Source organism: Pseudogulbenkiania ferrooxidans 2002 (assembly GCF_000174355.1).
Lineage (GTDB): Bacteria > Pseudomonadota > Gammaproteobacteria > Burkholderiales > Chromobacteriaceae > Pseudogulbenkiania > Pseudogulbenkiania ferrooxidans.
Map to the genome: position 1 here is coordinate 37,096 of NZ_ACIS01000009.1, position 24,862 is coordinate 61,957.

24 protein-coding genes are annotated in these 24,862 nt (G+C 62.3%); 17 read left to right on the forward strand and 7 right to left on the reverse strand.

Annotated features, from left to right (window positions below; translation table 11 throughout):
• The first annotated feature begins 66 nt into the window (after window positions 1-66).
• From sbcB to FURADRAFT_RS15760, 8 genes are all read left to right on the forward strand, one after another.
• Entirely contained in the window at window positions 67-1,494 is a 1,428-nt protein-coding gene (gene sbcB / locus FURADRAFT_RS15725; protein ID WP_008955144.1) for an exodeoxyribonuclease I, read from the forward strand.
• A 280-nt stretch (window positions 1,495-1,774) separates the two neighbouring features.
• Window positions 1,775-2,734, forward strand: a complete 960-nt coding sequence (gene miaA, locus FURADRAFT_RS15730) for a tRNA (adenosine(37)-N6)-dimethylallyltransferase MiaA (protein WP_008955145.1) — start codon at window positions 1,775-1,777, stop codon at window positions 2,732-2,734.
• 85 nt (window positions 2,735-2,819) lie between these two features.
• The gene (locus FURADRAFT_RS15735; protein WP_008955146.1) at window positions 2,820-3,236 is read left to right on the forward strand and encodes a type IV pilin protein; all 417 of its coding nucleotides are present in this window, start codon (window positions 2,820-2,822) and stop codon (window positions 3,234-3,236) included.
• Window positions 3,230-3,748: a GspH/FimT family pseudopilin gene (locus FURADRAFT_RS15740; RefSeq protein ID WP_008955147.1), complete on the forward strand. Its 519-nt coding sequence runs from the start codon at window positions 3,230-3,232 to the stop codon at window positions 3,746-3,748. The genes FURADRAFT_RS15735 and FURADRAFT_RS15740 overlap by 7 nt, the downstream gene beginning before the upstream one ends.
• Window positions 3,749-3,750: 2 nt before the next feature.
• On the forward strand, window positions 3,751-4,224 hold the full coding sequence (pilV, locus tag FURADRAFT_RS15745; RefSeq protein WP_008955148.1) for a type IV pilus modification protein PilV: 474 nt from the start codon (window positions 3,751-3,753) through the stop codon (window positions 4,222-4,224).
• Between the two features lie 10 nt (window positions 4,225-4,234).
• The gene (locus FURADRAFT_RS15750; protein ID WP_008955149.1) at window positions 4,235-5,389 is read left to right on the forward strand and encodes a PilW family protein; all 1,155 of its coding nucleotides are present in this window, start codon (window positions 4,235-4,237) and stop codon (window positions 5,387-5,389) included.
• A 2-nt stretch (window positions 5,390-5,391) separates the two neighbouring features.
• A complete protein-coding gene (locus FURADRAFT_RS15755) occupies window positions 5,392-6,018 on the forward strand; it encodes a pilus assembly PilX family protein (protein ID WP_236261608.1) in 627 nt (208 codons plus the stop codon).
• A gap of 11 nt (window positions 6,019-6,029) precedes the next feature.
• Window positions 6,030-8,108, forward strand: a complete 2,079-nt coding sequence (locus FURADRAFT_RS15760; RefSeq protein ID WP_008955151.1) for a pilus assembly protein — start codon at window positions 6,030-6,032, stop codon at window positions 8,106-8,108.
• A 64-nt stretch (window positions 8,109-8,172) separates the two neighbouring features.
• On the opposite strand, the gene FURADRAFT_RS15765 is transcribed toward FURADRAFT_RS15760, so the two are convergent.
• Window positions 8,173-8,523: a RidA family protein gene (locus FURADRAFT_RS15765; RefSeq protein WP_008955152.1), complete on the reverse strand. Its 351-nt coding sequence runs from the start codon at window positions 8,521-8,523 to the stop codon at window positions 8,173-8,175.
• Window positions 8,524-8,643: 120 nt separating this feature from the next.
• Window positions 8,644-9,792: a DesA family fatty acid desaturase gene (locus tag FURADRAFT_RS15770; protein WP_236261609.1), complete on the reverse strand. Its 1,149-nt coding sequence runs from the start codon at window positions 9,790-9,792 to the stop codon at window positions 8,644-8,646.
• A gap of 153 nt (window positions 9,793-9,945) precedes the next feature.
• On the opposite strand from FURADRAFT_RS15770, the gene FURADRAFT_RS15775 reads away from it, so the two are divergent.
• On the forward strand, window positions 9,946-11,535 hold the full coding sequence (locus FURADRAFT_RS15775; RefSeq protein ID WP_008955154.1) for a YdgA family protein: 1,590 nt from the start codon (window positions 9,946-9,948) through the stop codon (window positions 11,533-11,535).
• 59 nt (window positions 11,536-11,594) lie between these two features.
• On the opposite strand, the gene bfr is transcribed toward FURADRAFT_RS15775, so the two are convergent.
• Window positions 11,595-12,065, reverse strand: coding sequence for a bacterioferritin (gene bfr, locus FURADRAFT_RS15780; protein ID WP_008955155.1), 471 nt, complete (start codon window positions 12,063-12,065; stop codon window positions 11,595-11,597).
• Between the two features lie 104 nt (window positions 12,066-12,169).
• Window positions 12,170-12,436 (reverse strand): bacterioferritin-associated ferredoxin, encoded by a 267-nt coding sequence (locus FURADRAFT_RS15785; RefSeq protein WP_008955156.1) that lies wholly within the window; start codon window positions 12,434-12,436, stop codon window positions 12,170-12,172.
• A 23-nt stretch (window positions 12,437-12,459) separates the two neighbouring features.
• Between FURADRAFT_RS15785 and FURADRAFT_RS15790 the strand changes: the two genes are divergently transcribed.
• The 3 genes from FURADRAFT_RS15790 to mnmA are packed head-to-tail and all read left to right on the forward strand — an operon-like array spanning window position 12,460 to window position 14,527.
• Window positions 12,460-12,924 (forward strand): NUDIX hydrolase, encoded by a 465-nt coding sequence (locus tag FURADRAFT_RS15790; RefSeq protein ID WP_008955157.1) that lies wholly within the window; start codon window positions 12,460-12,462, stop codon window positions 12,922-12,924.
• Entirely contained in the window at window positions 12,921-13,454 is a 534-nt protein-coding gene (locus FURADRAFT_RS15795; protein WP_008955158.1) for a hypothetical protein, read from the forward strand. Before FURADRAFT_RS15790 ends, FURADRAFT_RS15795 begins: the two co-directional genes overlap by 4 nt.
• Window positions 13,451-14,527 carry a tRNA 2-thiouridine(34) synthase MnmA gene (mnmA, locus tag FURADRAFT_RS15800; RefSeq protein WP_008955159.1) on the forward strand — a complete coding sequence of 359 codons (1,077 nt, stop codon included), beginning with the start codon at window positions 13,451-13,453 and terminating at the stop codon, window positions 14,525-14,527. Before FURADRAFT_RS15795 ends, mnmA begins: the two co-directional genes overlap by 4 nt.
• A 295-nt stretch (window positions 14,528-14,822) precedes the next feature.
• Here mnmA and FURADRAFT_RS15805 read toward each other — a convergent pair whose 3' ends face one another.
• Entirely contained in the window at window positions 14,823-15,737 is a 915-nt protein-coding gene (locus tag FURADRAFT_RS15805; protein WP_008955160.1) for a LysR substrate-binding domain-containing protein, read from the reverse strand.
• A 128-nt stretch (window positions 15,738-15,865) separates the two neighbouring features.
• On the opposite strand from FURADRAFT_RS15805, the gene FURADRAFT_RS15810 reads away from it, so the two are divergent.
• Genes FURADRAFT_RS15810 through FURADRAFT_RS15820 form a run of 3 tightly spaced genes read left to right on the forward strand, consistent with a single transcriptional unit; the run spans window position 15,866 to window position 18,677 of the window.
• Window positions 15,866-17,020, forward strand: coding sequence for a methionine aminotransferase (locus FURADRAFT_RS15810; RefSeq protein WP_008955161.1), 1,155 nt, complete (start codon window positions 15,866-15,868; stop codon window positions 17,018-17,020).
• Between the two features lie 10 nt (window positions 17,021-17,030).
• Window positions 17,031-17,846 (forward strand): carbon-nitrogen hydrolase family protein, encoded by an 816-nt coding sequence (locus FURADRAFT_RS15815; RefSeq protein WP_008955162.1) that lies wholly within the window; start codon window positions 17,031-17,033, stop codon window positions 17,844-17,846.
• 57 nt (window positions 17,847-17,903) lie between these two features.
• Window positions 17,904-18,677, forward strand: coding sequence for a transporter substrate-binding domain-containing protein (locus tag FURADRAFT_RS15820; RefSeq protein ID WP_008955163.1), 774 nt, complete (start codon window positions 17,904-17,906; stop codon window positions 18,675-18,677).
• A gap of 87 nt (window positions 18,678-18,764) precedes the next feature.
• On the opposite strand, the gene FURADRAFT_RS15825 is transcribed toward FURADRAFT_RS15820, so the two are convergent.
• Both FURADRAFT_RS15825 and uvrA read right to left on the reverse strand, forming a co-directional pair.
• Entirely contained in the window at window positions 18,765-19,274 is a 510-nt protein-coding gene (locus tag FURADRAFT_RS15825; protein WP_150105091.1) for a VOC family protein, read from the reverse strand.
• Between the two features lie 72 nt (window positions 19,275-19,346).
• The gene (uvrA, locus tag FURADRAFT_RS15830) at window positions 19,347-22,190 is read right to left on the reverse strand and encodes an excinuclease ABC subunit UvrA (RefSeq protein WP_008955165.1); all 2,844 of its coding nucleotides are present in this window, start codon (window positions 22,188-22,190) and stop codon (window positions 19,347-19,349) included.
• Between the two features lie 138 nt (window positions 22,191-22,328).
• Between uvrA and FURADRAFT_RS15835 the strand changes: the two genes are divergently transcribed.
• Together FURADRAFT_RS15835 and FURADRAFT_RS15840 are read left to right on the forward strand one after the other, a co-directional pair.
• A complete protein-coding gene (locus FURADRAFT_RS15835) occupies window positions 22,329-23,687 on the forward strand; it encodes an MFS transporter (RefSeq protein ID WP_008955166.1) in 1,359 nt (452 codons plus the stop codon).
• A 90-nt stretch (window positions 23,688-23,777) separates the two neighbouring features.
• The gene (locus tag FURADRAFT_RS15840) at window positions 23,778-24,233 is read left to right on the forward strand and encodes a single-stranded DNA-binding protein (RefSeq protein ID WP_008955167.1); all 456 of its coding nucleotides are present in this window, start codon (window positions 23,778-23,780) and stop codon (window positions 24,231-24,233) included.
• Window positions 24,234-24,862 lie beyond the last annotated feature (629 nt).

Consider the following 24,862-nt stretch of genomic DNA (forward strand, 5'->3'; position numbering starts at 1 on the left):
TCGGCCAAGGTTGGCCGAAGCCCGCAGCGGTGCGACAATGCCGCCTTTACCCCTGCCCGCCACGCCATGTCACAGCACACCTTCTTCTGGCACGACTACGAGACCTTCGGCACCGTGCCACGCCAGGATCGTCCGGCGCAGTTCGCCGGCATCCGCACCGATGCCGAGCTGAACGAGATCGGCGAACCGGTCATGCTGTATTGCCGGCCCAGCCCGGACTACCTGCCCTCCCCCGAAGCCTGCCTGCTCACCGGCATCACCCCGCAGCTGTGCCAGCAACACGGCGTGGCCGAGCACGAATTCGCCGGCGTGATCGAGCGCGAACTGGCCACGCCGGGCACCATCGGCGTCGGCTACAACTCGCTGCGCTTCGACGACGAAGTCACCCGCTTCCTGTTCTGGCGCAATCTGATCGACCCCTATGCCCGCGAGTGGCAGAACCAGTGCGGGCGCTGGGACCTGCTCGACCTGGTGCGCGCCACCTACGCGCTGCGCCCCGAAGGCATCGAGTGGCCCAAGCACGACACCGGCCTGCCCAGCTTCAAGCTCGAGCACCTGTCCGCCGCCAACGGCCTGGCCCACGAGGCCGCGCACGATGCGCTGTCCGACGTGCGCGCCACCATCGCGCTGGCACGGCTGATCCGCCAGCGCCAGCCCAAGCTGTTCGAGTTCTACCTCGGCCTGCGCAAGAAGGACGCGGTACGCCACCAACTCAGCCTGCACGCCCCGCGCCCACTGCTGCACGTCTCCGGCATGTACGGTGCCGAGCGCGGCAACCTGGCGGTGGTCTGGCCACTGGCCGAACACCCGAGCAACAAGAATGAAGTGATCGTCTGGGACCTGGCTTACGACCCCGCCGAATTGCGCGGACTCGGCCCGGACACGATCCGCCAACGCCTGTTCAGCCGCAGCGACGAGCTGCCCGATGGCGTCAGCCGGCTGCCGATCAAGACCATCCACATCAACAAATCGCCGTTCGTCGTGAGCAACCTGCGCGTTCTGAGCGATGAACGTGCCGATCACTGGGGCATCGACCTGGACGCGGTCACACGCCACGCCGAAACCGCGCAAGCCCTGCCGAACCTGACCTCGGTCTGGCGCAAGGTCTATCAGCGCGAGACCGGCGCACCCGCCGACGTGGATGAAAACCTCTACGGCGGCTTCGTTTCCAACAATGACCGCCGCGAACTCACCCGGCTGCGCACGCTGTCGGCGGTGCAACTCGCCGGCGAACGCCCGGCCTTCGACGATGCACAACTCTCCGAGCAACTGTTCCGTTACCGTGCCCGCAACTTTCCGGCCTCGCTGTCGGCCGCCGAGCAGGAGCGCTGGCAGAGCTGGTGCCGCAGCAAGCTGATCGATGGCGCCATCCCCGGCCGCCACCGCGCCCAGTGCCTGGAGGAGATTGCCACGCTGGAAGCGACGGCTGACGCGCGTGGCCAGACGCTACTGGCGGCGATCCGCCAGTTTGTCGACGAAACCGCCCCAGTCTGAGAACGGCCCCCATTAGGCGGCTACGCCTTTGCATTTTGAGTACCGCGGCGCCCTGCGAGCGCCTTTATCGCGGAGTGAATTGCTCAGCGATACGGAATCCTCATGTACCCCGTGTGCATTGCGGCTCCTGCATTCCGCGGCACTCAACCTGCCTTGGCTTGCTCGCCTACGGGGATAAGTTCTCATCGCCATGTGGCCAAGCTTGCCTCACGCTGCAAAGGTTGGCCGAAGCCTCGCCCGGTGCGACAATATCGCCTTGTCGCACTCATCGCCGCACCCCATGACCACCCCCACCAAAGCCATCCTGCTGATGGGCCCCACCGCCTCCGGCAAAACCGGATTGGCACTCGAACTGGCCCGCCACTTTCCGGTGGAAATCATCAGCGTCGACTCCGCGCTGGTCTACCGTGACATGGATATCGGTACCGCCAAGCCCAGCCGTGACGAGATGGCGCAGGTGCCCCATCACCTGATCGACATCATCAGCCCGCTGGAAGCGTATTCCGCAGCGCAGTTTCACGCTGATGCCAACCGCCTGATCGACGATATCGCTGCACGCGGCAAGGTGCCGCTCTTGGTCGGCGGCACGATGCTCTACTTCAAGGCGCTGATCGACGGCCTCTCCGACATGCCACCCGCCGACGTCGCCACCCGCGCCCAACTCGACCTCGAGGCCGCCAAATACGGCTGGCCCGCACTGCACGCACAACTCGCCGAAGCCGACCCGATCACCGCCGCGCGCCTCGAACCGCTGGACTCGCAGCGCATCCAGCGCGCGCTGGAAGTCTTCCGGCTTACCGGCAAACCGCTCTCGGCGTGGCACGCAGAAGGACGCAACCAGGCCGCCCGCTTCCAGATGCTCAAACTGGCGCTGATCCCGCACGACCGCGCCTGGCTACACGAGCGCATCGCCTTGCGCTTCCGGCTGATGCTGGAACAGTTCTTCCTCGACGAAGTCGTGCGCCTGCGCCAACGCTACCCCGATCTCACGCCCGACCTGCCCTCGATGCGCTGCGTCGGCTACCGTCAGGCTTGGGAGCACCTCGACGGCCAAGCCAGCTACGCCGATTTCCTCGACAAAGGCATCGCCGCCACCCGGCAACTGGCCAAGCGCCAACTGACCTGGCTGCGCTCGATGCCCGACATCACCGTCCTCGAGCCCACCAGCCCGACTGTCACCACCACGGCATTGAACGTTTGTCGTGATTTCCTGTCGGCGTCGACGCCACACGCCACTTAAAATCAAACAGAACAACGGCACATCAGCGCCTTAAACCGTACTCTTTCGACTATCATGATAAAGATTGGACGAGTCCGGAAAAATTATGAGAAAAGCTTGGGCGGGATTCACCCTGATTGAACTCTTGATTGCCATCGTCGTAGTGGCCATCCTGATGTCGCTCGCCGTCCCGGCCTATCAGGATTACGTGCGGCGCAGCCGCATCAACGCAGCGCTGGCCCAGCTGTCGCAAACCCGGGTGAGCCTGGAGCAGTACTACGCCGACAACCGCAGCTACGCCGCCTCCGGCACCACCTGCGGCGCCACTCCTTCTACCGTCGACTATTTCACCCTGGCCTGTACCGCCAGCGGCAGCACCGGCTATACCCTCGGCGCCACCGGCACCACGGTAATGGCCGGTTACGTTTACAGCCTGGATCAGAGCAACAGCAAGAGCACCACCCAGTACAAGGGCAGCACGGTTAGCAAGTCCTGCTGGCTGATCAAGGGGGACGAATGTTGAAGCGGATGCGCCAGCGCGGGTTCTCCCTGATCGAAATGCTGATCTCGATCGTGCTGATGGCCGTCGTACTGGCTTTTGCCGTGCCCAGTTTTTCGACCTGGCTGATGAATCACCAGATCCGCAACGCGGCCGATACCGCCATGGCCAGCCTGCAACTGGCGCGCGCCGAAGCCATCCGCACCAACACGGCCGTGCAGCTGAGCTTTGACTCGACCACCAAGAAAATCTGGCAGATCAAGCGCGTCGACACCGGTGCAGTGCTGCAGCAAAAGAATTTTGCCGAGGATGCCCCGAAGGTAACGATCACCCCGACGCCCTCGACCGTCACCACCGTCACCTTCAATGGGCTCGGCCGCATCAGCGACACCACACCGCTGACGCAACTGAACTTCGACGTCACCACTATCGCCGCGGCCGACAGCAAGGACATGCGCATCACCCTGCAGACGGGGGGCGCGCTGAAGCTGTGCGACCCCAACGTCACCAGTTCGACCGACCCGAGGAAGTGCTGACCATGGCCCGCCCAAGCATCTCACGGCAAAACCAGCAAGGCTCGACCCTGATCGAAGCCCTGATCGCCATGGCCATTTTCGCCATCAGCATCCTCGCCCTGATCGCCCTGCAAGGCTTCACCATCCGCGCCAACAGCGAGAACCAGTACCGCGGACAAGCCACCTACCTCGCCAACAGCCTGATCGGGCAGATGTGGGCGGCCCGTGCCAGCGGCAGCTTTGCCACCAACTTCGCCTTCAACAGCGGCCATACCTGCGATGGCAGCAGCACCAGTTCCAGCCAGGCCGAGATCAGCAACTGGCTGAGTTCGATCAGCTCGACCCTGCCCAATGCCACTGCGGCTCGCCAATCCGTCACCATCGCCTCGACCCTTAGCGGTTCCGCCAACCAGATCACCGTCACGATCTGCTGGCAAAACACGTCCGATAGCGATGTGCGCCATTTCACCACCACCACGCTGATCCCCACCTCCTGAGGCGATCACCATGAATCAGCCGCATTTACGCTCCCCGCGCCGCCAGTCCGGCATCAGCCTGATCGAAATCATGATCGGGCTAACCATCGCGCTGATCACCACGCTGATGCTGTCGCAGATCATGGGGCTGTGGTGGAACCAGCGCAAAACCACGGACTCGGCCTCGGAGGGCCAGAACCAGGGCCTGACCTCGATGGTTTTGATGGAACAGGCAATCCGCAGCGCGGGCTACGGCACTCAGATCGGGACGCTGATCAACTGCTCCACCCGTTATGCCTACATCGGCACCAATGGTGCTAATGGCGGCGAAGATCCCAATTTCGCCGGCGCGGCTTTCGGCGTCTCGATCGCCCCCCTGATCATCATCGACGGCGGCACCAATGGTGAAGCGGACCAGATCGAAGTCAGGGGAGGTAAAGGCAACCTCAGCTTCGGCCTGACCACCCTCAGCAAGACCATGCCGCCCAGCTCGTCGGAACTGGACGTCAGCACCGTGTCCGGTTTCGAAGTCAACACCTTCTCCGTTTTGTACGATCCCAGCACCGGCAACTGCACCCGCTTCGACCTGACCCAGAAACAGAATTCCGCACTAAAGCTGCAACAGAACCCGGGTAACAACGACAACGGCACCACCTACAATCCGGCCACGAACTATGAAAACTCCAACGGCTACCCTACCTACTCTGCCGGCAACTACATCATCAAGCTAGGCTCCGACGTCATTACCAGCACTTACTCGGTAGATGAAACCAACCGCCAATTGAAGCTGGCCGATGCCTCGATGCGAACCTCCACCGTCAACTACACGCTGGGCGAGAACATCGTCAATATGCAGGCACAGTATGGGATCAAGAGCGGCAGCAGCTACACTTGGACCGATGCCACCGGCTCTTATGCCAAGTCAGCCCTCGCCGCCGATAGCGCCAGCCTGACCAAGATACTGACCCTGCAGGCGGTGAAGCTGGCCGTGGTATCCCGCGTCCCGAAACGCGAAAGCGGCATCGTGACCACCGCCTGTTCCGGCTTCTCCAACGGCATCTGCATCTGGAGCGGCACCAAGGTACGGCTGGACGGTGGCGCGGGCGGCACAGAATGGCAGCATTACAAATACCGCATCTACGAAAGCGTCATCCCGCTGAGGAACACGATATGGTCCGCCGGCTAGCCATGACGACACGCCCCCTGAAGAGCGCCCAGCACGGCGTCTCGCTGGTCATCACCCTGATCGCCATGATCGCCATCCTGCTCATCGGCGTGGCCATGGTACGGGTGGTGGATTTCTCCGGACTGATGACACGCAACCTCGCCTTCCGGGAAGGCGGCATCCACCTCACCGACGTCGGGCTGCAATACGGCTTATCGGCGCTCGGCAGCTTGAGCAGCACCACGCTGGATGGCTCCAATGCCGCCAGTTGCAGCACCAACTCGACCACCTTCAACAATTGCTACTATCCGGTGGACCTGGACACCAATAGCGACGGCGTTCCCGACAACCTCGACTGGTCCACGGTCAGCGCCATCAACGTCAGCAACAGTTCGGGCTACACCGTCAAATTCATCATCGAGCGGCTGTGCACCGGCACCCTGGGCACGGCCGTCACCGACAAGGCCGGCAAATGCCAATACGCCATCCCCTCCAGCGGCAGCACCAGCACGCTGGGCGGTAGCAAGAAGATTGGAAGCACCGTGTTTTCCGGGCTCAGTTCAAGCAACAGCATCTACTACCGCGTCACCAGCCGCGCCGAAGGTCCAGGCAGCAGTCTGAGCATTTCCCAGACCATCCTCACCCGATAGGAAACATGATCATGTCCACGGTAAGAAGGATTACCAGGCAATTTGCGCTGGCCGGCATCTTGATGGCGACACCCTTGCTGGCGCAGGCCGACGCGTCGACCACCCTGCCCGACACCCCTCTCGAGGTGTGCACCACCAGCGTCGACAGCTCGCAAGGGGGCTCTGCAGCCGCGGTGACCAACTCCAATATCGTGCAGGGGGACAGCACACTGTTCGCCTCTTACTACGACGACACCGCCACCATGATGACGGGGGACCTCAAGGCCTTCACCATCGACCCCACCACGGGTTCGATCAGCAGCACCGCGCAATGGAGCGCCCAGACGATCCTGACCGCCTTGAGCAACAGCAGCCTGAGCGGCAATAACAGCAGCAGGAAGTTCTACACCAACATCGGTGGCACGGCGACCGAAATTCAGGACACCAGCAGCTTTTGCTCTGCAACCAATCAAACCTATCTCGGCGCATCGAGCGAGTCGGACTGCGAAAACATCATCAAATTGCTGAAAGGGGTCAATAGCACCACCGGCAACCCCAGCGTGACGCTCGGGACAACGTACCGTATTCCTGCTAAACGTCTAGGTACGATCGTCCACAGCGAGCCTGTCTACGTCTCCGGGCTGAATATGGTCATTCAGGCCGCCAACGACGGCATGCTGCACGCCTTCACGCACAACAACAGCACCATCGGTGCCAACAACAGCAGCAACGGCAGTGAAGCTTGGACCTATATCCCGAAAGCGTTCCTGAACTCCATCGGGCAAAGCGATGCTCCGAACAAGATCAAGGCCTACGTCACCAGCGGCTACACCCACAAGTACTGGCTTGACGCCACACCGGCAATAGATAAATTCACCACCACCTCTACCAGTGGTAACACTACCACGACGACCAATACATATTATCTATCTAGTGGTTTTGCTAAAGGGGCCAAAGGAATCTTTTCTCTGAGCCTAGGAACAAACCAGAGTACGAACCAAAATAATAGCACTCCGACTATCACCACCTTGCCGACCCCGCTGTGGACCTTCGACAACAGCAGTGGGGCCACGACTGTGGACAGCGATACCGGCTACCTTTATGGTCGCCCCATTATCACCCAGGTCACCATAGGTACCACGACAACGAAGGTAGCCATCTTTGCCAGCGGCTTCAGTACATTCGATCTCAGCAGTCTTGCCTCGAACAGCTACCTGTACGTCGTGAACCTGACGACCGGTGCACTCATCAAGAAATTCAGCGTGAGCGGAAAGGGTTTGAACTACATCGCCGGTTTCGCCGACAGCTATTCGTCTTTGAACCAGGTCCAGTATGTTTATGGAGGCGACCTGGACGGCAACGTCTGGCGCTTCGACCTGACCTCGACCGACAGCAATAGCTGGAACGTGCACAAACTCGCCAGCCTGGGCGCCCCGATCAGCAGCGAGCCCGAACTGGGACAAATCACCATCGACGGCACGCCTAAGCGCTTCGTCTACATCGGTACCGGGCGCTACCTGACGCCTTCCGATCTCACCACCGCCAGCGGCAGCATGTACGGCCTGATCGACCGCATCGATACCGTCACCAGCTACAACGACAGCAACGACGCCACCGTTCCCAACCAGCTGAGCACGGTGACCTTAGCCTCCAGCAACTACGACACCAGTGCCAGTACCACCGTCGGGGTCGCCAGCAACCTCTCCAGTTATGGCTGGGCCGCCAACCTGCCGACGGGGCAACGCGTGATCAACTCCGCCGCTATTGCCAACGGCAAGGTGCTGTTCACCGCCAACAAACCGTCCAACCCCTGTGATACCAACAACAGTTCGCCCATGGAAAGCTGGCTGTACGTAATCGACTACCAGACCGGCCTGCAAACCGGCTATTTCAGCTTGGCCAGCGCTGCAACCAGCGCCGGACTCTCCGACACCCACTTCCTGGCCAGCCGTCCGACCGTGGTCAAGCTGTCGAGCGGGGATTACAGGGCGATGATCCGTACCACCGACGGCGACACACTGAATGTCGACGTCGGCACGCTACTGACGACCAGCGGCGGCACCGGTAGCGCGGTGAAGGGCGTGTTCTGGCGCGAAGTGATCACCCAGTAAGCCGCCTGCTCCAACAAAAAAACCCGGCTCATCGACCGGGTTTTTTTGTGCACACTCACTACTCTCAGCAGCGGCTGGCGACAATCTTGATCTCGACTTTCCAGGCCGGATTGGCGAGCTTGGCCTCGACCGTGGCCCGTGCCGGTACGTGACCTTCGGCCACCCAGGCGTCCCAAGCCTCGTTCATGGCGTCGTAGTCGGACAGCGAAGCGAGGAAAATGGTGGCATCGACGATCTTGGTCTTGTCCGACCCCAGCTCGGCCAGCAGCGTGTCGATCTGACCCAGCACGTTGGCGGTCTGCTCGCGTGCGTCGGAGTCGGTGTTTTCCGGCACCTGGCCGGCCAGGAAAATCATGCCGTTGACGACGGCCGCCTCGGCCAGCCGCTTGCCCGGTTTGTGACGATAGATGGTCATGGCAATCCTTATGCAGTGGAATTCGCGCCCGGGCTCCCCTTGGAGCCCGACAATAAAAAACGGCGGGAGTGCGTCCCGCCGTCGTGCAGTGTATCAGAACCCGCTCTGGCTCATGCCTGATCAGGCAACGGCCACCCGGCGCAGACGCTGGGCATAGCTCTTGAGCGCTTCGATGCCGCTGGCCTCGGCACGGGCGCACCACTCCTGCAGCTCTTTCAGCAGTTGCTCTCGCGTCAGGCTGGAGCGCTCCCACAAACGGGATAACTCCTGGCGCATGGTGTAGATGGTCTGCAGTACATGGCTCTTTTCCAGCAGTTCCGCCAGCTGCTTGCGCTCTTCTTCCGGCGTATCTTTGGCTTCCTGCTTGAGCCAGGTCTTCATCTTGCCGGCCAGATTACCTTGGCCCAGCTTCTCGATCTCGCTGCGATAGACGTCTTTCAGTTCGCGCGCATAGCGGGCTGCCAAGGCATAACGGTTGGCGACCACCGCCTGCAGATGTTCGATATCCAGGTGCGGACGCGACGGATCTTCGGCCAACCTGGGCGCGACCTTGCGAACCTTCGCCAACCCCAGCATTTCCAGGATGCGGATATACATCCAGCCGATGTCGAACTCGTACCATTTGTAGGAGAGCTTGGCCGAGGTACCGAAGGTGTGGTGGTTGTTGTGCAGCTCTTCGCCACCGATCAGGATACCCCAGGGCAGAATGTTGGTGGAGGCGTCTTCGTTCTCGAAGTTGCGGTAGCCCCAGTAGTGGCCGATACCGTTGATGATCCCGGCCGCGGTCAGCGGAATCCAGATCATCTGCACCGCCCAGATGGTCAGCCCTATCGGGCCGAACAGCACGAGATCGATCGCCAGCATCAGGATGATGCCCTTGGCGCTGTGGCGAGTGTAGACGTTGCGCTCGAGCCAGTCGTCCGGCGTGCCGTGACCGAACTTCTCCATGGTGCTGCGGTCTTTGCAGGCGGCGCGGTAAAGTTCGGCGCCTTCGAAGAATACTTTCCTGATACCCAGCACTTGCGGACTGTGCGGGTCTTCGGCGGTTTCGCAGCGGGCGTGGTGCTTGCGGTGCACCGAGGCCCACTCCTTGGTCACCATGCCGGTGGTCAGCCAGAGCCAGAAACGGAAGAAATGGCTCGGGACAGGGTGCAGGTCCAGAGCGCGGTGAGCCTGATGGCGATGCAGGAAGATGGTCACCGAGGCGATGGTAATGTGCGTCAGCACCAGGGCGACGGCGACATATCCCCACCACGGTAAGTCAATCAAACCATTAATCCATTCCATTAAATCGCACACCTCATCAGGGATAAAGTCCCATTGTAATAAATAGTTACGCTCATGTCAGACTCTTTCTTCGCCGATGTGTTCCCCTAGCGCTCTGGTGTAACATATGATGTCTTTTTACACTTTCAGAAGCCGATGCTTGTGCCGCAAAAAAAACGTCTGATCATTGCCGGTGGGGTACTGGGTGGCCTGTTCGTCCTGTACGGTGGGGCCGCCTACTGGGCTGGTCTCAAGGCCGAGGATACGCTGGCCGAACAACACCGCATGCTGGCGGAGTTTCCTCTGTTCAAGGTGAAGTCCCACAGCTATGAACGAGGCTGGTTCTCGTCCACCGAGACCACCGAACTCACTTTCAACCGCCGCCTGTCGGGGCCGTACGAGGCCATGCTGCCGGACAACCTGCGTCCCCTGCTCGGCTCGACCATCCGCTTTACCCATCACGTCAAGCACGGCCCGCTGCCAGGCATCGGCAGCTTCGACTTCCGCCCGGCACGCGCCCTGGTGTCGACCGAGTTCGCCATGAGCGACGCCACCCGCAAGACGCTGTCGCGGTTCTTTGGCGACAAGGAGCCCATCACCGTCACCAACCGTCTGGGCTTCGGCGGCGGCGGCCTGCTGGAGGTCAACATCCCTTCATTCGACTACGACGAAGCGCTGTCCGGGGTGAAGGTCAAGTGGAAGGGCTTCGACCTCAAGGTCGATTACGCCTCTGGCTACAAGGAATACAAGACCGAGGCGCTCTCGCCCGGGTTCCTGCTCGAAGCGTCGACCAAGGGCTCGCTGGCCTTCGACGGAGTCAAATACCTGTCGGACGTGCGTCCGGGCAGCAGCGGCATCAAGCTTGGCACCAGCGAGCTGACGGTAGGCAACGTCCAGCTCAACTGGAAGGAAAGCGTTCCGTACAACCTCAAGCTCAACGAACTGGTCTACGTGTTGACGCGCATTCGCGTCGGCGAGTTCATCAACCCATCCGGCGAATTCCGCCCGTCCAACGTGGGGCTGAAAGACTTGCGTTACCAGATGGTGACCAGCGAGCAGGACGAGTTCGTCAATACACGCGGCAAGTTCGACTTCGCCAGCTTCAATCTCAACGACAAGCACTACGGCCCGATGAAGCTGGATGTTTCGGCCAACCATCTGCATGGCCCGACCCTGCTCAAGCTTGATCAGGAGATCGGCAAGATTCCGTTCGAAGGGGTCGACCCGACCATCCTGCGCCAGCGCTACGTCAATGCCATCAAGACCTACGGCGTGCCGCTGCTGGAAAACAACCCGCGCCTGGTGGTCAACGAGTTCTCGCTACGCATGCCGAGCGGCGAAGCGCGGCTCAAGGGTAACCTGACGCTCACCGGCTTCCAGAAGACCGACCTGCAAAACCCGCTGACCTTCCTCAAACGCTTCGAGGCCGAGGCCAGCGTCAACCTGCCGCGCCAGACCCTGGAAGACCTGGTGGTGGCGCAGGCGCGCAACCTGTTCACCGTCGACGCTTCGGCGGAAGACCAGCCGAACCTGAAGGAAGTCGACGACCTGGCGCGCAGCCTGCTCGACAGCCAGCTGGCGCAATGGACCGAGCAGGGCTATCTGAAGCAGCAGAACGGCCAGATTTCCACCGATCTGGAATACAAGCACGGGATGATGACCATCAATCACAAGAAGGTCGATCTACCGTGGGAGGAGAGCGACGCCCCGGACGCGACACCGGCCAGTACCAGCAGCGGCAGCTGATCGCCGCAAACCGACAAGGGGGCCTAGGCCCCCTTGTTCCATTACGGTCTTGCGACCGCTCAGTCTTCCATCTGGCTCTGCAGATAATTCGGCAGACCGACCTTCTCGATCAGGCCCAACTGGGTTTCCAGCCAGTCGACGTGCTCTTCTTCGCTTTCCAGGATGTCTTCGAGCAGATCGCGAGTGACGTAATCGCTGACGCTCTCGCAATGGGTGATGGCTTCGCGCAGCAGTGGCAGCGCCTCCAGTTCCAGTTTGAGGTCGAGTTCGAGCATTTCCTGCGGCTTTTCACCGATGTACAGCTTGCCCAGATCCTGCAGATTGGGCAGGCCCTCGAGGAACAGGATGCGCTCGATCAGCCGATCGGCATGCTTCATCTCGTCGATGGATTCGTGATACTCGTGCTCGTTGAGCTTCTTGAGACCCCAGTTCTTGTACATGCGGGCATGCAGGAAGTACTGGTTGATGGCGGTAAGTTCGTTCTTGAGGATTTGATTGAGGAATTTTAGGACTTTTTTATCGCCTTGCATGACAAGCTCCTGTGCGCATATCTTGAAATTATTGCACACGGGTTTACCAGCGCAAGGCCGAGTGGTGTGACTTGCGGTGCAGTTTGCGCCGCAAGCAGCGCGGCTCAGGCGACTTCGCGAAAGGGGGAATGGGCTTCGGCGGTGAGCTCGGTCAACGTTTCTTTGATCAACTGGTGGGCGCAGCAGGCGCAACGGCCGCAGTCGGTCGCAACGCCCAGTTGCTGAGCGACGTCTCGCAGGCGGGTTGCCCCGTCCATGACGGCGTCGCGAATCTGCGTGTCGGTCACACCATGACAAAGACAAACGTACATGTTTTCACCCAGCACATATAAATGTGAATTATTATCATTATGCGGATAAACAAGAACCATTGTCAACTGGAACCGACCACCCCATGAGAATCTGGAAACCGAATGTCACCGTGGCCGCCGTCATCGAGCGCGAAGGCCGCTTTCTGATGGTGGAAGAAGACACCCCCGAAGGATTGCGCCTGAACCAGCCGGCCGGTCATCTGGAACATGGCGAAACGCTGTTCGAGGCGGTGCGCCGCGAAGTGCTGGAAGAAACGGCGTGGCATTTCGAGCCGGAAGCGCTGGTGGGCATCTACCTGGCTGACAAGCCGGGCAGCGATATCACCTACCTGCGCTTCACCTTCTGCGGCCGGGCCTTGCTCGAAGAGACCGAGCGCCGTCTGGACGAGGGTATCGTCGCCGCCCCCTGGCTCACCGCGGCGGAAATCCGTGCCCGTACCCGCCAGCATCGCAGCCCGGCGGTGGCGCTGAGCCTGGAGGACTGGCTGGCCGGCCAGCGCCTGCCGCTGGCGGTGATCCAGCACCTCAACAACCGGGACAAGGCATGAAGTGGTGGCTCTGGCTTGGGCTGCTGACCGTCAGCAACGTCCATGCGGACGCCCTCCCCCTCTGTTACCATTACGGCTGCAAACGTGATTCCCACTTCGAGGTCGGCGCCGATGACAAGCTGCGCCTGGCCCGTCTGCTGTCCGACGACGCCACGGCGGAGGCCGAGCGCGCCGCCGTTAAAGCCGCGGTGCGGGAGTTGTACTTGATGGCAGGGCGTAGCACCCCCATCTGGCAGGACAAGGGGGGCAACTTCCTGGACGGTACCGCCGAGGGACGCATGGATTGCGTGGATCACAGCCGCAACGTCACCACCTTCCTGCACTATCTGCAGGATCAGGGTTGGCTGCGGTTCCACACCGTCGCCGAGCCGGCGTGGCGCGCGCCGCGCTTCCTCGACCTGCATTACACCGCCGTGCTGCACGACAGCGGCAACGGTCAGGATTGGGCCGTGGACAGCTGGTTCAAGGATTTCGGGGCACCGCCCGAGGTGGTGCCCCTCGCTATTTGGAAAGAAGGATATTCCCCGTGACGGGTAAGAAACGTATTGTCGTCGGCATGTCCGGCGGCGTGGATTCGTCGGTCACCGCCTGGCTCTTGAAACAGCAGGGCCATGAGGTGATCGGCGTGTTCATGCAGAACTGGGAAGACGACAACGACGACGAATACTGCTCGATCAAGCAGGACGCGCTGGACGCGATGAGCGTTGCCGACATCGTCGGCATCGACATGGAAGTGGTCAACTTCGCCAAGGAATACAAGGACCGCGTGTTCTCGTACTTCCTCAAGGAGTACTCTGCCGGCCGCACGCCGAACCCGGACGTGCTGTGCAACGCCGAGATCAAGTTCAAGGCCTTTCTCGACTACGCCATGGAGCTGGGGGCGGATTGCATTGCCACCGGACACTACGCGCGCAAGGAAGAGCGCGACGGCAAGCACTACCTGCTGAAGGCGGTGGACCACACCAAAGACCAAAGCTACTTCCTGTACCGCCTCAACCAGGCGCAGCTCTCCAAGGCGATGTTCCCGCTGGGCGAGATCCGCAAGACCGAGGTGCGCCAGCTGGCCGAACAGGCCGGCCTGCCGACGGCGGCCAAGAAGGACAGCACCGGCATCTGCTTCATCGGCGAGCGGCCGTTCCGCGAGTTCCTGCAGCGCTACCTGCCGACCCAGCCGGGCGACATGGTGACGCCGGAGGGCAAGACCGTCGGGCGGCACGAGGGGCTGATGTACTACACGCTGGGGCAGCGCAAGGGGCTCAACATCGGCGGCGCCAAGGATGGCAGCGGCGAGCCGTGGTTCGTCGCCGGCAAGGACATCCCGGGCAACCGCCTGATCGTGGTGCAGGGGCACGATCATCCCCTCCTGTTGAAGAACACGCTGGAAATGGGCGATCTGTCCTGGACGCTGGACGAGGCCCCGCTGCCGGGTGATTACGCCGCCAAGAACCGCTACCGCATGGCTGACGCGGCCTGTTCGCTGTCGCCGGTGGTGGACGGCGAGGCCAACCTCACCTTCCGCGACAAGCAGTGGGCGGTGACGCCGGGCCAGTCGGCGGTGCTGTATGACGGTGATATCTGTCTGGGCGGCGGCATCATCCGCTGAGCAAGAGCCGGGAGCAAAACCTCTTGGCGTTGTTGCGCTCACGCGCGAATCTCGGCAGAGGTTCGCCCAGCAAGCGCTTGCCGTACGACTTGTATGTAGCTTCGCAGAAACATCGACTATGCCTCGTTTTCTGCGGCCGCGCGCCTAGCCAAGATCGCTGCGCGGGGTTTTGTTCGCGGCTCCAAACCTGCGGCGCACCACGAGCAACCCTCAGCGATTTCCTTACCCGCTCTGCCCTATCTCCCTAATTAGTCAATCCAACGGCCGCTCCTAGCGGCCGTTTGCTTTTCTCGGCTCAGGGCATGGCCTGCATGGGTGGCTCGGCCGACATCGGATGGCGTGCCGCCAGCCAGTCGTCCAGCAGCTGCGCCGCCTCGGCAGTGCGCTTGGCCGCCGGCAGTGCCAACAGATAGCCGTTGCCGGTGAACACGGTCTGGGCGAACGGCGTGATGACCGTTCCGCGCTTCAACTCCTCTTCCACCAGTACCACATCCGCCAGCGACACGCCGAAGCCTTGCTGGGCGGCGTTCGTCGCCAGGTCCAGGGTGTCGAACACCTGGCCGCTGCCGGGATTGACACCCTTGACCCCGACCGACTTCAACCACAACGACCAGTCGCGCCGATCGCGCGACGGGTGCAGCAGCGGGAAGCGCGCCAGCTCTTCCGGCTCGTGCAAAGGTTGGCCGAAGGACTCCAGCAGCGCCGGGGAGCAGACTGGCGTCAGCTGCTCGCGGAACAAGGGGGTCTGCCGCGGCTGGAGTGACGGCACCGGCCCGAACACGATGGCGAGATCAAACGCTTCCTTGGCGAAGTCGACGCCGTGCTCGTGCACGCTGGTGACCTCGACCTCGATCTCCGGGTGCTCCTTGCGGAACAGCATGATCTCGCGCAGCAGCCAGCGCGAGATGCACGACGGCGCCTTCAGGCGCAGGTGGTTGCGCGCCAGGCGCGCCGCTTCCACCCCCTTGCCCAGCGTCGCCAGCGCGCGCGTCACGTAGGGCAGCAAGGCCTCGCCCTCGCTGGTCAGCACCAGCCGGCGCACCTGGCGATGGAACAGCGGGTAGCCCAATTGCTGTTCGAGCTGGGCCACCTGCTTGCTCACCGCGCCCTGTGTCAGGCACAGCTCGTCCGCCGCCAGGGTGAAGCTCATGTGGCGGGCGGCGACCTCGAAAACCTGCAGGCCGTACAAGGGTAATGGACGCTGTGTCATGGCCTCTTCATGCCTGAAAAAAACTCATGCATAACATGCCGACAATTCGTTTGTCGCACAAGCCCCGTCACCCGTTTAATGGGCTTGAACGCCATCCGATGGCACAGACACAACAACCGGGGGATGACATGACCGACTCCATCACGCCGCGCTCCAAGCTGCCGCACGTGGGCACCACCATATTCACCGTGATCGGCCAGCTGGCCGCCAAATACCAGGCGATCAACCTGTCTCAAGGCGCACCCAACTTCCCCTGCTCACCCGAGCTGATCGAGCACACCCACCGCGCCATGCTCAACGGCCACAACCAGTACTCGCCGATGGCCGGCCTGTTCGCGCTGCGCGAAGCGGTCGCCGGCAAGGTGGCGACGCTGTACGGCCGGCACTACGATCCGGAGCACGAGGTCACCATCACCGCCAGCGCCAGCGAGGGGCTGTTCGCCAGCATCACCGCGCTGGTCCACCCCGACGACGAGGTGATCGTGTTCGAGCCCTGCTTCGACAGCTACGCGCCGATGATCGAGCTGCAGGGGGCCAAGGCGGTGCCGATCAAGCTCGCCCCACCCTCCTTCGCCATTCCCTGGGATGAGGTCGCCGCGCGCATCACCCCGCGCACCCGCATGATCCTGCTGAACAGCCCGCACAACCCGAGCGGGGCGGTGCTGGGCGACGAGGACATCGCCGCGCTCAAGCGCCTCACCGCCGGCACCGGCATCGTGCTGCTGTCCGACGAGGTCTACGAGCACGTGGTGTTCGATGGCGCCCTGCACCACAGCATGAGCCGTCACCCGGAGCTGGCCGAGCGCGGGGTGGTGGTAGCGTCGTTCGGCAAGACCTTCCACATCACCGGCTGGCGCGTCGGCTATTGCCTGGCACCGGCGGCCCTGATGGAGGAAATCCGCAAGGTGCACCAGTTCGCCATGTTTGCCGCCGACACGCCGATGCAGTACGGCCTGGCACGACTGATGCAGACCCCGTCGCATTACCTCGGCCTGGCGGATTTCTACCAGCAGAAGCGCGACTTGCTCGTCGACTGCCTGGCCGGTTCGCGCCTGACGCTGCTGCCGTCGGCCGGCAGCTTCTTCATGCTGGCGAGCTACGAAAAGATCAGCAGCCAGTCCGACAGCGACTTCGTGCAAACGTTGATCCGCGAGCATCAGGTGGCGACCATCCCGGTGTCGGCGTTCTATCGCGACGGTACCGACCATCGCCTGATCCGACTGTCCTTCGCCAAGGACGAGGCCACGCTGCGTGCTGGGGCCGAGCGCCTTTGCCGCCTGTAGGAGCCCGACCATGCCAACCACACAACAGCTCACCGCCGCCGCCATCCAGATGGTGTCCGGCGACGATCTTTCGGCCAACCTCGAACGTGCCCGCGTACTAGTTGCTGAAGCCGCCGCCGCCGGCGCCGCGCTGGTGGTGTTGCCCGAATACTTCTACCTGATGCCGGAAGACGAGCGCGAGCGCGTGGCTCTGGCCCGGCCGCCGGGAGAAGGCCCGATCTTTCGCTGCCTCGCCGAGTTGGCCGAACGGCACCGGCTGTGGCTGGTCGGCGGCACCCTGCCATTGGCAAGCCCGGAGCCGGGCAAGATGTTCAACTCCAGCCTGCTGTTCGGGCCGGACGGCCGCTGCCACGCACGCTACGACAAGATCCATCTGTTCGGCTTCGACAACGGCCACGAGCGCTACGACGAAGCGGCCACCATGAGCGCCGGCGAGCAGGTGACTAGCGGCGACACGCCGTGGGGGCCGCTGCGCCTGTCGGTCTGCTACGATCTGCGCTTTCCCGAGCTGTATCGCCAGCGCCCGGCGCCGACGCTGATCAGCGCCCCGGCCGCCTTCACCCACACCACCGGCGAGGCGCACTGGGAGCTGCTGCTGCGCGCGCGCGCCGTCGATAACCTGGCCTTCGTCATCGGCGCAGGCCAGGGCGGCGTGCACCCGGGTGGCAAGCGTACCTTCGGCCACAGCCTCATCGTCGACCCATGGGGTACGGTGCTGGCGCGTCATGAAGATGGAGAAGGCATCGCACTTGCCACCCTCGATCTCGATCGGCAGGCCGAGCTGCGCCGGCGCCTGCCCGCTTTACAACACCGGCGTCTGGACTAGCACCGGCACCCTTACAACAAGACGGTCCGCATCCCCTCTACAAAGGAAGGAAACACCATGAAGAAGCCCATCATTCTCGCGCTGTTGTCCCTGACCGCTCCGCTGGCGGCGCATTCCGCCGAAACGCTGCGCATCGCCACCGACGCCACCTACCCGCCGTTCGAGTACGTCGACGCCAACGGCAAGGTGTCCGGCTTCGAGGTGGATTTCGCCTACGCCGTGTGCAAGGAAATGAAAGTGCAGTGCGAGGTCGTCAACCAACCGTGGGACGGCTTGATCCCGGGTCTGCAGGTGAAGAAATACGATGCCATCATGTCGTCGATGAACATCACCGATGAGCGGCGCAAGGCGGTGGATTTCAGCAAGGTCTACTACCTGATGCAGAACCGCTTCGTCACGGCCAAGGGCCACAAGGGCGAGATCCAGCCCGCCGCGCTCAGCGGCAAGACCATCGCGGTACAGACCGGCACGCCGCAGGACCGCTTCGTGACCCAGCAGTTCGGCAAGTCCGCCACCATCAAGCGCTACGTCAACGCCCAGGACCCGATGATGGAGCTGACCTCGGGCCGGGCCGACTACACCTTCGGCAACACCGTGCAGTTGCAGAAAGGCTTCCTGGAAACCGCACCGGGCAAGGGTTTCGAATTCGTCGGCCCGGTGTTCGACGGGCGCCAGGACAAGGTGCTGGGCGAAGGCGTGGCGGTGGCGCTACACAAGCAGGACAGCGCGCTCAAGGCCCGCTTCAACGCCGCCATCGACGCGGTCAAGAAGAAGGGTGTGTACCACGAACTGCTGGTAAAACATAAGCTCGACGGCCTGCTCGCCGACTGAGACCGCATTTATCCGTCGCCGACATCCCACGTGGCGGGCAACAAAAAACCCGCCATTCGGCGGGTTTTTTATCGAGCGTAGGCCAACTCACTCACTGGCCGATGGGACATGGCCGTTAAGGCCGCTATGGCCATGCAGGGGGTTATGGCCATTATGGTTGCTGCGGCCATTGAGCTTGAGCTTGCCGGCGAGCCAGGTGTGGTCGTAGCTGACCACCTCGAAAGCGTTGCCGAACGGGTCGACAAACGACAGCGAGCAGAAGAAATGGTGATCGTACACCGAGTCGCGGGCGATGGTCTGCCCCTCGCGATTGGTGACACGCTCACCAGCCAGCTGGTCGATCCACTCCATGAACTCCTGGCCGCTCACCACAAAGGCGACGGCACCGATCGCAGTGCTGGACTCGGCATCCTCGCACAAGGCCAAGCGCACGGTGGAGCTTGGGTTGGCCACCATGGTGACACCATGTGGCTCGTCCTGCATGTGCCGATAGCGCGGATCGGGCGTCAGACCCAGCACGCGTTGGTACCACTCGATTGCCTTGGTGGTATCCGTGACACGAACATGGATATGGTCGATTTTTCCAAGATTTAGCATGCAGTCCTCGTCCTTCGGCCACATCGGGTGGCCCCTATTTCCTGAAGCAGTATATCGGAAACTACGGTGTTGTCAGCCGATTGACCGTGAAATCTTGTCGCGATCCAGCAAGGTCGCCAGATAACGGCCGGTATGGCTCACCGGATTGCCCGCCACCTGCTCCGGCGTGCCGGTGGCGATGATCTGGCCACCGCCGGCTCCGCCCTCCGGCCCGAGGTCGATCAGCCAGTCCGCAGTCTTGATGACGTCGAGGTTATGCTCGATCACCACCACGGTGTTGCCGTTGCCGCGCAGGCGGTGCAGCACCTTCAAGAGCAGGTCGATATCGTGGAAATGCAGGCCGGTGGTGGGCTCGTCGAGGATGTACAGGGTGCGGCCGGTGTCGCGCTTGGAGAGCTCCAGCGCCAGCTTGACTCGCTGCGCCTCGCCGCCGGACAACGTGGTGGCGGATTGCCCCAGGCGGATGTAGCCCAGGCCCACGTCCATCAGGGTCTGTAGCTTGCGCGCCACCGTCGGTACCGCGCCGAAGAACTCCAGCGCATGCTCTACCGTCATATCCAGCACTTCGTGGATGGTCTGGCCCTTGTATTTCACCTCCAGCGTCTCACGGTTGTAGCGCTTGCCGTGGCAGACGTCGCAGGGCACGTAGATGTCCGGCAGGAAGTGCATCTCGACCTTGATCACGCCGTCGCCCTGGCAGGCCTCGCAGCGCCCGCCCTTGACGTTGAAGCTGAAGCGTCCTGGGCCGTAGCCGCGCTCGCGCGCCAGCGGCACCCCGGAGAACAGCTCGCGGATCGGCGTGAACAGCCCGGTGTAGGTAGCCGGGTTGGAGCGCGGCGTGCGCCCGATCGGGCCCTGGTCGACGCTGATCACCTTGTCCAGGTGGTTGAGACCGGTGATCTCGCGGTATGGCGACGGCTCCTCGCTGGCACCGTTGAGCTCGCGCGCCGCGATCTTGTACAGGGTATCGTTGATCAGCGTGGACTTGCCCGAGCCGGACACGCCGGTGATGCACACCAGCATGCCCAGCGGCAGTTCCAGCGTGGTGTCCTTGAGGTTGTTGCCGCTGGCGCCGGAGAGCACCAGCAGGCGCTCCGGGTCGACCGGACGGCGCTCGCTGTCCACCTCAATGCGGCGGCGGCCGGACAGGAAGGCGCCGGTGACCGAACGTTCGCTGTCTTCGATCTGGCTCGGGGTGCCGGCGATCAGCACCTCGCCGCCGTGCTCGCCGGCGCCCGGCCCCATGTCGACCACGTAATCGGCGGCACGGATGGCATCCTCGTCGTGCTCCACCACGATCACGCTGTTGCCCAGGTCGCGCAGCCGCACCAGCGTCGCCAGCAGGCGGTCGTTGTCACGCTGGTGCAGGCCGATACTGGGCTCGTCCAGCACGTACATCACGCCGGTCAGGCCGGAGCCGATCTGGCTCGCCAGACGGATGCGCTGGGCCTCGCCGCCGGACAGGGTGTCGGCCGAGCGCGCCAGGCACAGGTAATCGAGGCCGACGTTGTTGAGGAAGGACACGCGGTCGCGGATTTCCTTGATGATCTTCTCCGCCACCGCCTGCTTCTGGCCGCTGAATTCCACCTGTTCGAAGAAGCGCGCGGCGTCCTTCAATGCCATCTGGTTGATGCCGTACAGGGTCTGCCCCGCCACGTAGACGTAGCGCGCCTCGCGGCGCAGGCGCGAGCCTTCGCAGTGCGGGCAGGGCTGGTTGTTCTGGTACTTGGACAGTTCCTCGCGCACCGCCAGCGAATCGGTTTCGCGGTAGCGCCGCTCGAGGTTGGGGATGATGCCCTCGAACGGATGACTGCGGGTGAACTTGGCGCCGCGTTCGGACAGATAGGTGAACTCGATGTTGTCGCGTCCGGAGCCGTGCAGCATGACGTGGCGCACTCGCTCCGGCAGGATTTCGAACGGCAGCTCGAGATCGAAGCCGAAGTGTTCCGCCAGCGCCTGCAGCATCTGGTAATAGAACTGGTTGCGCTTGTCCCAGCCCTTGATGGCCCCGGCAGCAAGGCTCAATTCCGGATGCGCCACCACGCGCCTGGGGTCGAAGAAGGTGATCTCGCCCAGGCCGTCACACTTGGGGCAGGCACCCATCGGGTTGTTGAACGAGAACAGCCGCGGCTCCAACTCGGGCAGGCTGTAGCTGCACACCGGGCAGGCGAACTTGGCGGAGAACCAATGCTCCTTGCCGGAATCCATCTCCACCGCGATGGCACGGCCTTCGGCGTGCCGCAGCGCGGTTTCGAAGCTTTCGGCCAACCTTTGCTGCAGGTCGGCGCGCACCTTGAGACGGTCGATCACCACCTCGATGGTGTGTTTCTTGTTCTTGTCGAGCTTGGGCACGGCGTCGAGTTCCGCCACCTCGCCGTCAACGCGCACCCGCACGAAACCCTGCGCGCGCAGCTCCTCGAACAGGTCGGCGTTCTCGCCCTTGCGCGCCATCACCACCGGCGCCAGGATCATCACCCGCGTCTCTTCCGGCAGCGCCAGCACGTGGTCGACCATCTGCGACACGGTCTGCGAAGCCAGCGGCACGCCGTGCTCCGGGCAGTGCGGCTCGCCGACGCGGGCGAACAAGAGGCGCAGGTAGTCGTGGATTTCGGTGACGGTGCCGACCGTCGAGCGCGGGTTGTGGCTGGTAGCCTTCTGCTCGATGGAAATGGCGGGAGACAGGCCTTCGATCAGATCGACGTCCGGCTTCTCCATCAGCTGCAGGAACTGGCGCGCATAGGCCGACAGCGACTCCACGTAGCGCCGCTGCCCTTCCGCGTACAACGTATCGAAGGCCAGCGAGGACTTGCCGGAGCCGGACAGGCCGGTGATCACCACCAACTGATGGCGCGGCAGGTCAAGATTGATGTTTTTCAGGTTGTGGGTACGTGCGCCACGGATGCGGATGGAGTCCATGCCTCACTCACGATCAGTCGGGGAACCTGTTAATATACCCGACTTGGCGTACCACGCTCCACCCGCATTGCAGCCCGGATCATGACGGAGCGGGAGTCCGCCTCCGTTTTCACCTCTAGCCGACATATAACAACACTGATGAATCCGCTTGAACTTCGTGCCAGCCTCGGTCTGGCCGGCGTGTACGCCCTGCGCATGCTGGGCATGTTCCTGATCCTGCCGGTGTTCGCACTCTACGCCCAGACGCTGCCAGGCGCCCACAGCCATACCGCCATCGGTATCGCCCTCGGCGCCTACGGCCTGACGCAGGCCTTCCTGCAACTTCCGCTGGGCATGCTGTCCGACCGCATCGGCCGCAAGAAGGTCATCTACGGCGGCCTGCTGGTCTTCGCCGCCGGCAGCTTCATCGCGGCCTGGGCACCGAACATCACCTGGCTCACGATCGGCCGCGTCGTGCAGGGTGCCGGCGCCATCTCGGCCGCCGTCACCGCACTGCTGGCCGACCTCACGCGCGAGGAAAACCGCACCAAGGCGATGGCGATGATCGGCATGAGCATCGGCACCACCTTCGCGGCCAGTCTCGTGCTCGGCCCGCTCATGGCTCACTACATGGGCGTCGACGGCATCTTCACGCTGACCGGCGTGCTGACGCTGGCCGCGCTGGTCGGGGTGAAATACCTGATCCCCGACCCAGCCGTGTCGCGCTTCCATTCCGATGCCGAAACCAACACCCAACGTCTGCCGGCCGTGCTGAAGCACCCGCAGTTGCTGCGGCTGAACTTCGGCATCTTCGCGCTGCATGCGGCGCAGATGTCGATGTTCGTCGTGCTTCCCTTCACCCTGATCAAGCACGGCCTCGACAAGGCGCACCACTGGCAGGTGTATCTGCCGGTGGTGATCGTCGGCTTCCTCCTGATGGTGCCGGCGATCATCTACGGCGAGAAAAAGGGCAAGTTGAAGACGGTCTTCGTCGGTGCGGTGACACTGATGACCGCTGCACAGCTCGGCATGGCGCTGGCGCTCGATTCGTTCTGGATGATCGTGCTGTGGCTGACGCTCTACTTCATCGCCTTCAATATTTTGGAGGCAAGCCTGCCGTCGCTGATTTCCAAGATCGCGCCTGCCGACTCCAAGGGCACGGCCATGGGTGTGTATAATACCGCCCAATCCTTCGGCCTCTTCATCGGTGCCGCTGCCGGCGGCTGGCTGTACAGCCACTACGGCACGGGCGGTGCATTCGGCTTCGCCGCCGCGCTGATGCTGGCCTGGCTCGCGCTGGCCATCACCATGCAGCCGCCGCAGGCCGTGAAATCGGTCATGTTCCACATCGGCGAAAACTGGCAGGGCAACGCCGTCCAGCTGTCGCAGCGGCTGGCGGCACAGCGCGGCGTCAAGGAAGCGGTGGTGGTCGTCGACGAGCGCGTCGCCTACCTCAAGGTATCGCAGCAGGACTGGGACGAGGCCGCTGTCCAGCAATTGATTTTGGAAACCAACTGATGGGGCGGACTGGCCCGGCACACCGAGGCAAACACCATCGGTCCAGCGCCGGCGATCAGCGCCATCCATTGCATTGAATCGGAGAATGACATGAACAGCATCACTTTCGACGGCCGCCTGGCGGCAGACGCCGAACTGCGTTACACCCCCAGCGGCGAACCGGTGCTGAGCTTCCGCGTGGCCAGCGACATCGGCTTTGGCGAACGCCGCACCACCAACTGGTTCAGCTGCCAGGTGTGGGGCAAGCGTGGTGAATCGCTGAAAAACTACCTGAGCAAGGGTCAGCAGGTGACCGTTTACGGCCAGCTCACCCTGCGCGAATGGGAAGACCGTGACGGCAACAAGAAGCTGTCGCCGGACGTGCGCGTGAACGAACTCAGCCTGCAAGGCGGCAAGCGCGACGCCGCCATGGACGACGACAGCGGCTACGGCGCTCCGGCGCCGCGCCAGAGCGCCCCGTCCGCTCCGCCGGCCGCACCGCGCCGCATGGAGCCGAAACCGGCCAGCAAGGCCGATGATTTCATGGACGACGACATCCCGTTCTAGAGCCGACCAATATCTAATTGGTAAACAACCCGAGCGGAGCCCTTGATTTGGCTCCGCTTTTTTCTTATTAACATTCCTCCCTGAGAGCGACAATACACAAGCTGCCGCCGACCTAGCAAAAAATGTCAATACCAGGCTTACCTCACTACCAGGAGGACTTATCAAATACCATATAAATAGTTTTAATTAAACACCTCCGCCCATTTACCTTACCCCCTACACCAACCCTTTATTTTTCTATTGCGCATGCGACATGCCAAAAAACTACTCAAGCAACCTTTGAAAAATTAGTCCTACCCCGTAGGAAATGGCTTTTCAAAATGCCCCCCCCCCCCCACACATCACATCGCTCGCATAACCTTCATCCTTATCCTTCCCACATCAGGCTACTTCTATCACCTCAAAGACGTACTCACCATCCTATGGCAGGCATAGATTCCTTCAGGGATATGCCAACACCCCCTGCCTGAGCTACTCCTACCCTCGACCTGTCATGTTAATTGTTGCATTAAAGCAACGCCGCCCTGTGCGAAAAAAAAATAATTAGTTTAGCAACTGTAACAAACCGCATCGTGGGTTCTTCTTGTTTCTATTGGCAGTTTCCTTTTTCTTCTAGGCAATTCCACCGA